The organism is Candidatus Zixiibacteriota bacterium, assembly GCA_020853795.1.
Taxonomy (GTDB): Bacteria; Zixibacteria; MSB-5A5; order CAIYYT01; family CAIYYT01; genus JADJGC01.
Window position 1 is genome coordinate 1 of the sequence record JADYYF010000181.1, and the last position, 9,490, is coordinate 9,490.

9 protein-coding genes are annotated in these 9,490 nt (G+C 60.2%); 8 read left to right on the forward strand and 1 reads right to left on the reverse strand.

Going from position 1 to position 9,490, the window contains the following annotated elements; genetic code table 11:
- A partial coding sequence (locus tag IT585_14045) for a vanadium-dependent haloperoxidase (GenBank protein ID MCC6964369.1) occupies positions 1-1,126 on the reverse strand: 1,126 nt, incomplete at its 3' end.
- Positions 1,127-1,362: 236 nt separating this feature from the next.
- Here IT585_14045 and IT585_14050 point away from each other — a divergent pair.
- The 8 genes from IT585_14050 to IT585_14085 all read left to right on the forward strand — a co-directional run.
- Positions 1,363-2,193, forward strand: a complete 831-nt coding sequence (locus IT585_14050) for a hypothetical protein (GenBank protein ID MCC6964370.1) — start codon at positions 1,363-1,365, stop codon at positions 2,191-2,193.
- Positions 2,190-2,954 carry a citryl-CoA lyase gene (locus tag IT585_14055; protein MCC6964371.1) on the forward strand — a complete coding sequence of 255 codons (765 nt, stop codon included), beginning with the start codon at positions 2,190-2,192 and terminating at the stop codon, positions 2,952-2,954. The genes IT585_14050 and IT585_14055 overlap by 4 nt, the downstream gene beginning before the upstream one ends.
- A 35-nt stretch (positions 2,955-2,989) precedes the next feature.
- On the forward strand, positions 2,990-3,805 hold the full coding sequence (locus tag IT585_14060; protein MCC6964372.1) for a fibronectin type III domain-containing protein: 816 nt from the start codon (positions 2,990-2,992) through the stop codon (positions 3,803-3,805).
- Positions 3,806-3,809: 4 nt separating this feature from the next.
- The gene (locus IT585_14065; GenBank protein ID MCC6964373.1) at positions 3,810-6,506 is read left to right on the forward strand and encodes an ATP-dependent DNA helicase; all 2,697 of its coding nucleotides are present in this window, start codon (positions 3,810-3,812) and stop codon (positions 6,504-6,506) included.
- A 110-nt stretch (positions 6,507-6,616) separates the two neighbouring features.
- On the forward strand, positions 6,617-7,648 hold the full coding sequence (locus IT585_14070) for a BACON domain-containing protein (protein ID MCC6964374.1): 1,032 nt from the start codon (positions 6,617-6,619) through the stop codon (positions 7,646-7,648).
- Between the two features lie 110 nt (positions 7,649-7,758).
- Positions 7,759-8,400, forward strand: coding sequence for a tRNA (guanosine(46)-N7)-methyltransferase TrmB (trmB, locus tag IT585_14075; protein MCC6964375.1), 642 nt, complete (start codon positions 7,759-7,761; stop codon positions 8,398-8,400).
- A 167-nt stretch (positions 8,401-8,567) separates the two neighbouring features.
- Entirely contained in the window at positions 8,568-9,179 is a 612-nt protein-coding gene (locus tag IT585_14080; protein ID MCC6964376.1) for a TetR/AcrR family transcriptional regulator, read from the forward strand.
- A 25-nt stretch (positions 9,180-9,204) separates the two neighbouring features.
- On the forward strand, positions 9,205-9,490 hold a 286-nt coding region (locus tag IT585_14085; GenBank protein ID MCC6964377.1), incomplete at its 3' end, for a hypothetical protein.

Genomic DNA, 9,490 nt, shown 5'->3' on the forward strand with positions numbered 1-9,490 from the left:
AGGCGTAGTCGTCGCCGAACATCGCCGTCAACACCTCGGCGACGGCACCCGATTGCACCGAGTGGCCCGAGGTATATTCCGGGAACGGCGGCGTCGCGATCGGCGACGTCCATTCGTCATCCATCAGCTCGCGGATACAGGTGATCGGTCGCAGCAACAGATACTCATATTTCGTGTACCAGCAGGCAATGAAAGCATCCGCCACCGCCATCCCGACTCTGGCATAGCATTCCGCCGCCTGTCCGAGATTGGCACCTTCCTGCTCCAGCACCTGTCCGGCAATTGACAGCGAGTGCCCCGGCGGCGTCATCGTGGCGCCAGGATTGTCCGCCCAGAAATTAGCGACAGCCTGTTGCTCTGCCGTTAGGATCTTGGTCGTGTTGTAGACCTCGATCATCTCACTATAGAACGTCGATCCGATCGCCTCGGAATACTGTGGCGGCGGTCCCGGCAAGCACTGCGCGCCGTTGCTGAGCACGAATGGCCGCAGATTGCCCCAGCAGGGCTGCAGCGCGGAGGCAAACGCCGGCGGCGTCGGTGCCCAGATTCCGGCGCCGGTGGGCGCCGTCCAGGCGCAATTGTTCAACGTTGGATAGCCGTCGTTGAGCGCCCAGCCGAAAATTGCCAGCCCGACCAGCTTCCCGCGCTCCACCGAGCGGGTGTGCGTGGCCTCATCCGTTTCGGCGGCGAAGTCAGCATTGTTGGCGTCCTCTCTGGCAGAAATCGCATTCAGCGTCGTCGAGGTCGAATTCGCCAACAGACTGCGCAAAATCGTCGCTACCGCGGCATTGGCCACCGTCGGCCAGTGATAACGGTCGTTGCCAAATTCCGGCAGTTCACTTAGGTCGTTGAGTTGCCCCACCAGCGAACGATTGGCCGGCATTCCGTGCACCACGGCTTCGTAGAGCGTCACCGTCGTGTAGCCATAGAGCCGAGCTGCCACCGGTGGGCTCAGGCGCTCAGCCTTGACCAAATCCATCGTCAACTGCACCCAACCAATCGCCACGTCGGCATCGTACTCATCCGCCGCCGGTCCCGGCGACACCGGGTTACCGTCGCTGCCGCAGCCGGCGAGAATCAGTGTCGCCAGCAATAGCAGCACGCTCCCCAAGAAACGAACGTTCATCACGGCTCCTTTGTCATCCCCAGCAGTAACTCTCGACTCTCAACGGCAAGCCTCTGAATAATCGACCGGCTCGCCTGTCAGCGTTTGTCGTTTGTTCTAATATCGAACTCCAAAATGCAGGTTGGAGTGCGGTTTGACAACGAGAATCTGCTTCCCCGGCTGCCGGCGCTGTGATTGACAAAGCACCTCGAAACTGGTATCATCCCCTGATTATGAAGCGACCCTTGGGAGGACTGATGCTGCGATTTTTCCAAATGCTCTCGATCGTGGGCTGCGCGCTGGTCATGGTTGGCTGCTCCAAGAAGGAGGAAGCCGAAACCAAACCGCAACCGCTGCAAGCCATTGACCCCGCGACCGGCATGCGCCCGCCGAATTTTGTCTGGGGCTCCGAACGCGGGCAACTGGTCAATTTCTATTTCGAGCCGACTGACACCATGCGCTTGTACGCGCCCGCCATGCGTTCCAAAGCCGAAGAGATCTACCGCTTCATCTCGCAGATGCTGATGTACAACCCGACTGTGCCGATCGACATGTACTGCTACCACGACATGCCGACCTTCACCGCGCATACCTCGCGCACCGAGCCGTTCATGGTCGACAACAAGCTGTACTACGGCTACGGTCCGGCGTTCGGACGGCCGATTGCCGAGTATGTGATGAGCCGCCTGCCGCAGGGACAATCGCGCTTTGCCTTCATTCGCGAGGGCCTGCCGGTGCTGTTTGACTTCACCGGCCGCAACTACCACCACGCCGTCAACAACTTTGTCGTCGACGGTATCCTCCATCCGATCGACTCGCTCGTCTACGACGCCGGTTACACCCAGTTGAAGCCGACGATGCGGGAGATCGAGGCCGCCAGCCTGTGCGCCTTTATGCTCTGGGAATGGGGCAACGAGAAGTTTATGCAAATCTACGGCAGCCAGGAGGACATCGAAACGACGCTCAAGAACGTGCTCAAGATCAATCCCGACCAGCTCTACCAACAATGGGTCGCCTTCCTGCCGGAACACACCGTTGAAAAGGAAGCGGAACGCGAGAAGCAGGCGCAGCCGGGAGGTGGACAGTGAGCGAGGAGAAATGGCAGACCGCCATCAGCGAAATCGCACCGAATTCGATTTGCGTGCGCGGTTACGATGTCGCCGAACTGATGGAGCGCACCAGCTTCAGCGACACCATCTTCTTGGTTCTCAAGGGCGAATTGCCGACGCCGGCGGAGTCCGAAATGTTCCGCGCCATCTTGGTTTCGTCGGTTGACCACGGCGTCACACCGCCATCGGTGCTGGCGGCGCGCACGGTGATGTCGGCCGGCAACTCCCTCAACACCGCTGTCGCAGCCGGAATCATGGCCATCGGTGATGTCCACGGCGGCGCGATCGAGCAGTCGGCGCGCATCTTGCAGGACTGGGCGAAGAAGGACGGCGATCCGGCGAAACTCGCGGCGGATCTGCTGAACGATCTCAACGCCCGCAAGCAGCGGATGCCCGGCTTCGGCCACCGCCTGCACACCGCCGACCCGCGCACGGCACGGCTCTTTGCCATCGCCAAGAAACACAATTTCAGCGGGCGTCATACCGCGCTGGCGCTGGCGATCGAAAAAGTCTTCGCCGACGGCGGCAAGCCGCTGCCCATCAATGTCGACGGCGGCATCGCCGCCGTGACCTCGGATATGGGCTTCGACTGGCGCTTGGGCAAAGCGTTCTTCATGATGTCGCGCATTGTCGGGCTCGTGGCGCACGCCTACGAAGAGAAAATGACGCAGAAACCAATGCGTCGACTCGGCGACACCAATGCTGAATATGTCGGCCCGCCAAAACGCCATCTGTCGTAAGGACCGGGCGACTGCGCTGTAATCGGGATTGATCAATGAAGCGGGTTATTGGATATGCCGTTGCCGTTCTGTCGCTGATGCTTGGTTCTTGCGCGACCACACCCAAACCGGAGCCGCCGAAGCCATCCCCACCGACAACGACGCTGATTCCGCCGACCGACCTGCGCGCCGAACTGAGCGATCTTTCCGCTACTCTGCGCTGGACCACCAATCAACCCGAGAACCGCATCATCTCCGGCTATCATATTTACATCGCTGCCGCCGGCGACAGCCTGGTCGCCGTCTCGCCGTTGCCCTATCCGGGCGACGACAATCCCGACCACGCCGTGGAATCCTACAAGGTCGAGCCGCTTAGCGCGGGAACCGAGTATCGTGCCTGCGTCACGACGGTCTATCCGGGTGATATCGAGACGGCCCCGACTGATACGATTCGCTTTGTCGCCCGCCCGCAGGGGACGTTTCAACTGCGCGAATCGTACAAAGGCAAAGACAGCGGCTTCTCGTTTCGCCGCCGCCAATCGGTGCCCACTGACGATCTGGACAACGACATCTATCTGGCAGTGATTCGCGGCAGCCTCTACCTGGCCTCGCCCAACCGGATCGACAACGTCCTGCGCACCACCAACTTGTTCCCGCTGCACACCCGACAACCGCTGTCCAAAGTGCAGGTAATCGAGCGCCCGCCACAGCCCCAACCGACTTTTCCGATCGCGGAAAATGAGGTCGTGCTCGCGCTCGATCAAAGCGGCTGCTACGCCCTCTTACGCATCGAAAACATCGACCGGGTCGACCGGATCGTGACCATTTCCTACATCTACCAGACGCGGCCAAACCTGCTGCGCTTCCACTAAACCCATGCCGTCCGCCAGCCGCGATGATGCTGTTCTGCTTTGGTGCGATCTCAAAGCCGCGCGCGCTTCAAACCGGCTGCTCTCGATTGAGCGCTTCCGCCTCGTCGACGGCCAGCCGCAGATCGTCGATACCCTGATCGTTCCGGAGAAACCGGAGGTCCCGGTCAGCACGGCGCGCACCGACAAGTTTTTTCTCGATCTGCAAGGCGGCTCCGGCTATCTCCTGCGCAACCGCGAACTGCTGACCACCGATCGCGAATGGCTCCGCATCGACGGCTTCCTCGGCAGCCTGCCCCTGGTCGACCTCAGCTTCTTGCTGCGTCTCTTCTTCCCCACGATCATCGCCGCCGAACTGCGCGACTACGAGGCGGCCTTTCGCATTGCCGCCGGCACGCCGCCGCCGGCAGCACTAGCCCGACTCGTCGAGATCATCGCCACCCGCGCGCGCGAGTTGCCGACCGCGGTCGCGCGGCCGTTGCGCACCGTGTTTCGCGGACTGCCGCAGCAGTACCAAGCCTGGTGGGAACACGTGGGCAAACCGGCCGCGCCGGTCGAGTATGAAATCGATCCGGCCGCCCAGATCAGCCTCGACCGTTTCGAAAATCTGACCAGCGGCGCATCGCTGACCGCCAACGATCTCCTGTTGCTCTTCGCCGACGACAACCGGCTGCGGCAGGCCATCGACGGTTACGAGCCGCGCAAGGGACAAGCCAAGTACGTTGAGGCCGTGCTCAAGACGCTGGAACAGCGCACAGCGCTGCTGCTCGAGGCCGCCACCGGCACCGGCAAATCGATCGGCTATCTGCTCCCGACAATCGCCGCCTGCCACGAGCACGACGCCCGCGCCGTCATCGTGACGCGCACCAAGTCGCTGCAGGAGCAGTTGTTCCGCTCCGATCTGCGCAAAATCCGCTCGCTGATCCCCGACGGCTTTCGCATCAGCCTGTTGAAAGGCCTGGCTAACTATCTCTGCCTGCTCAAATACAAGATCTTCATCTCCGACCTGGCCGAGTTGATGGGGCGCATTCCCGCGGAACTGATGGCGGCGCTGATCGTCTGGGAGCACTTCACCGAATCGGGCGACTTGACCGAAACCGAAATCTTCGACCAACCCGACAGCGAACAACTGCTGGCCAAGATCACTCTCGACGAGGGCGCCTGCCTCGGCAAAGATTGCCAGTTCTACAACGATTGTTATGCCTTTCGCGCGCGCAAGAACGCTGCCCGCTCCAGCGCGGTGATCACCAATTATGCCCTGCTCTTCTCCGACCTCGTCGGCAGCGGCGACATCCTCGGCCGCTTCGCCTACGCGATTTTCGACGAAGCTCATCGCCTCGAAAACGAGGCCATCAACGCCTTTGCCGAATCCCTGCCGTTGTTGGTCTTCGCCCGGTCGCTCGAACGGCTCACCGACGAGAAATCGATGGTCATCCTGCGGCAGGCAGTCGGTGACGACGACGGCGACTTGCTCGGCTTCACCAACCTCGTCAATCGCCTGCACGCGCGCCTGATTCTCACCGCCGAAGCGATGCGCCGCGAACTCAAGCCGCGCGCCACGGGTGGCCAGGATCGCGTCCGCATCAAGAGCGAGGATCCGCTGCACGACCTGCTCTGCGACCTCTGGCTGACCGAGCATTTCCAGTTCCAGCAGGTGCGCGATATTGCGATCAAATTCCAGCAGGGGGCTTCCGCCGTCAATGCCGAAGATCACGCCGAAGCGCTCACGCTCCTGCGCCGCACCACCAATGCCGTTCTCAAGTACATCGCTTTCCTCGAACGCGTACCGAAATCCGGCACCGCGAACGATGTGATGTGGGCAACCGTGCTCGACTCCGGCGACGTCTGGGTCACGATCGCGCCGCTCAAGGTCGGCGAACTCATGGCACAGCGGCTGTATGCGCGTTACGATGCCGTCGTGATGACCTCGGCCACGCTCGATTCCGAGGACAACTTCGAGTGGATCGCCCGCCGGCTCGGCCTCACCGAGGAACTCGGCCATCAGCCCTACCGCGTCAAGATTCGCTCGCCGTTTCCGCTGCACGAGCAATTGCGGCTCGTGTTGGCGCGCTACCTGCCGCCACCGACCGCGCCCGAGTACACCCCGCGGCTGGTGAATCTGATCATGCGCTTTCGTTCCGCTGCCAAACTCCCCACCCTCGTGCTGTGCACATCCTATCGCATGGTGGATGAAATCGCGCGCCCGCTGTTGGCCGAACCAGCGCGCGCCGGCGATGTGCTCGTCCAAACGCCCGAAACTCTGCCGCAGACGCTGCTCAACCGCTTCAAGCAACTGCGCAACGCGATACTCATCGGCACCGAATCGTTCTGGGAAGGTATCGATCTGCCCGATGAATTGCTGCGCCTGCTCTTCATCACCCGCCTGCCCTTCGCCGTGCCGGATGATCCGCTCGAACTGGCGCGGCAGGAACTGGCCGAACAGCACGGTGAGAATCCGTTCATGACGATCTCCCTGCCACAGGCCGTCCTCAAGTACCGCCAGGGTCTTGGCCGCATGATTCGCAGCGCCACCGACTGGGGCGCCGTCATTATCACCGACTCGCGCATGGCGCGCAAAAGCTACGGCCAAATCCTCGTCGCCGCCTCGCCGGTGGACGTCCACGTCGCCGACAACGAAGGGCTGCTCGTCACCGAAACCGCCGCCTGGCTGCGCCAGAAGCGCGACACCGAAATTTCCGCATAGAAATTGGTTGTTTGACCGCCGCCGGCGTCTTATCCTTGAAGCACTGCGATCCCTTGTCACGGGATTCGCGCTACTCAAGGCCAAGATCTGAAATCACTTTGGAGGAATGCATGATCCGCAAGCTTGCCGCTTTGTTTCTGATGGGCGCCGTGCTGTTCGTCGCCGGCTGCAGTGATGACGAGTGTCCCACCTGCGCCGAGAAGCCGGTGCTGACGCTGAACAAGCACAAAATCAATTTCGGCGCCACCGGCACCACCGCGTCGTTTACCATCGACAACACCGGCGGCGGCTCGATGCCGTGGGACCTCACCCTCGGCTATCGCTTCCTGTCCAAATCCACTTCCGCGGCCCACGGCGGCTGGCTTGAACTCTCAACCGCATCGGGCGAGGGCGACGCGACGATCACCCTCACCGCCGACCGCGATGCCCTCGACGAAATCGGCATCTCGCGCGCGGTCGTCATCATCAATGCCCCGGACGCCGACAATGTCATCCGCGACTCGGTCGACATTTACATCCTCAACGGCGGCGCCTGGCTGATCTCCGATGATTCCACCTTTGAGCAGTGCTGGGAGGTTGACTCCCTCGATTACTACTGGATCAAGGGCTTCCACATGCCGCACGGCCAGGATCGCGTCTTCGTCGATTCGATCGCACTCAATTTCTGCCAGGCCGATACGTTTATCCAGCTGCTCGCTTATGACGGCATCTACAGTGACTTGGCCGGTACCGATGTGCCCAACAATTTGGTTTATGCCGACGCGGCAATGTATGAAGTGCAAGCGGGATGGAACGTGCTGCCGATCTATAATCTCTACGCCTATACCGACCCCTTTTATGTCGGCTACTTCCAGCCCGGTTCGACCCGGCCCGATCTGCGGATCGACGTCGTCGATGACATGGACACACTTTGCTGGCGTGCTCGCGACGTCTCAACGGAACCCGGCGAGGTGCTGTTGGAATGGCAATGGTCGCCCGGTTTTGAGACTTTCGCCATCCGCGTCTTTGTAACACCGGTCCTGGATTATAATCCGAAGATGGCCGCGGAGTACGCTCATGCTCAGGCCGAGGCCACCTTGCGCACCGGCTTCGCCTACAAAGGCAAGTACCCAATGAGCGTCAAGCCGCAACTGCCGCGCTGACGGCCCAAGCTGATCACAGCGGAATCCGCGGGTGATTCGCATCGCCGAATCACCCGCTCTGATCTGCCGCGACTTGACAATTTCTCCCTTCACCCCTAATCTGCCTTGCCATGGCCAAGAAGAAGCTCCTTCGGTTCGCTGAAATGGCGAACTTTCCCAACGTCATCCAGCTCTCAACCCACCTGCGCGGAGTGTGGCATCGTGACTATTTTCACAATGACAATCCGATTACCCTCGAGCTGGCCTGCGGCAAGGGCGACTATACCGTGGCTTTGGCACGGATGTTTCCCGACCGCAACTTTGTCGGCGTCGACCTGAAAGGCGCGCGACTTTGGCGCGGCGCCAGGACTGCACTCGATGAGAGTCTGAACAACGTCGCCTTCGTACGGTTGCCGATCGAACAGATCGCCGCCTGCTTCGGCCCGCAGGAGATTGCCGAGATCTGGATCACCTTCCCCGACCCGTTTTTGCGCGCCGGCAAGGCCAAAAAGCGGCTTACATCGCCCAGATTTATCAATCTTTATCGACAGATTCTGATCCCCGGCGGCACAATTCATCTCAAGACCGATGAACCAAATCTCTTCGCGTTCTCACAGGAAGTGATCCAAACAGAACAGCTGCGATTGCTGCAGAAGATCGACGATTTGTACGCAAATCCGATCGAAAATCCGGTATTGGCGATCCAGACAACCTACGAGAAACGCCACTTAGCTGAAGGACGTACAATCCGTTACCTCGCCTTTTCGATCTAACTTAGCGCTTGGTAAATCCAACCGCTTTGTCCACAAACACTAACAAGATTGTGAAAAAAGTAACAAAATCTCTCATTTTTCGCTTGACTTCGCCGATCCTGTTAGTTAGTGATAACTACAAAGTCGCCCAATTGGTCAAGGATGGTCCTTGATCACGGGAGGTAGGAATGAAGTTAGCAGCCGAAGATCGACGGCACCAAATTGTTGAGGAAGCCACCAAGCTCTTTTCCGTCGAGGGCTACGACAAGGTTACCACGAAGAAACTGGCTGCCGCCTGCGGCGTGACCGAGCCGGCACTGTACCGCTATTTTGCCTCGAAAGAACTGATTTACGACGCCGTCCTGGATGCGCTCGAGGGCCGGCTGCAATGCGATGAACTCTACCAGGAACTGGAACACGAGAACGATATCGAGGTCATCCTGCGACGTCTGTCCGAGCACGTCATGAGTTGCGCTCAAAAGCACCAGGAAGTCTACCGCCTGCTGCTGTATTCCGCCCTCGGCGGCCATGCCAAAGCGCGCCACGTCTACCAGGCGATCCGCGGCCGGCACTCCAAATTCCTCCAAAAGCAACTGGACCGGCTCTACGCCGACGGCACCATCGTGGCGAGCAATAACGAGATCACCGCGCGCTGCTTTGTCGGGATGATCTGCGACTGCTCGCTGGGACTGACTTTATTCAAGAGCACGCAGGGACGCACCTACCGCTGCGAAGACCTCATCGAAAACAACGTGCCGATCTTCGCCGGCGGCCTGCGGCGCGACCAACTACCACGCTAATGCCGGAGATCGCGGAGACTTTGATATGATGACTACACGGCAACGCGATTGGATCCTCCTCGGATGCCTATGGATAGCAGTGCTGCTTCTGCTGCCCGTTGGAGTGGCGACGGCACAGGATGAAGACCCGAACCAGGCTTGCCTGGAATGCCATAGCGATGAAACGTTGGAATCGGAAGCCGGTAAATCGGTTTACGTCAAAGCCGACGAACTCCACAACTCCGCCCACAAGGGCATGGCCTGCCTGAGCTGCCACCAGCAAGAGGGCGCCAACTTCGAGGATGTGCCGCACTTCACCGAGTACAAACCGG

Bases quoted from the DNA above. Each gene is read 5' to 3' on its own strand.
- IT585_14070 (MCC6964374.1), top strand. From the start codon at position 6,617: ATGATCCGCAAGCTTGCCGCTTTGTTTCTGATGGGCGCCGTGCTGTTC.
- trmB (MCC6964375.1), top strand. From the start codon at position 7,759: ATGGCCAAGAAGAAGCTCCTTCGGTTCGCTGAAATGGCGAACTTTCCC.
- IT585_14065 (MCC6964373.1), top strand. From the start codon at position 3,810: ATGCCGTCCGCCAGCCGCGATGATGCTGTTCTGCTTTGGTGCGATCTC.
- IT585_14060 (MCC6964372.1), top strand. From the start codon at position 2,990: ATGAAGCGGGTTATTGGATATGCCGTTGCCGTTCTGTCGCTGATGCTT.
- IT585_14080 (MCC6964376.1), top strand. From the start codon at position 8,568: ATGAAGTTAGCAGCCGAAGATCGACGGCACCAAATTGTTGAGGAAGCC.
- IT585_14050 (MCC6964370.1), top strand. From the start codon at position 1,363: ATGCTGCGATTTTTCCAAATGCTCTCGATCGTGGGCTGCGCGCTGGTC.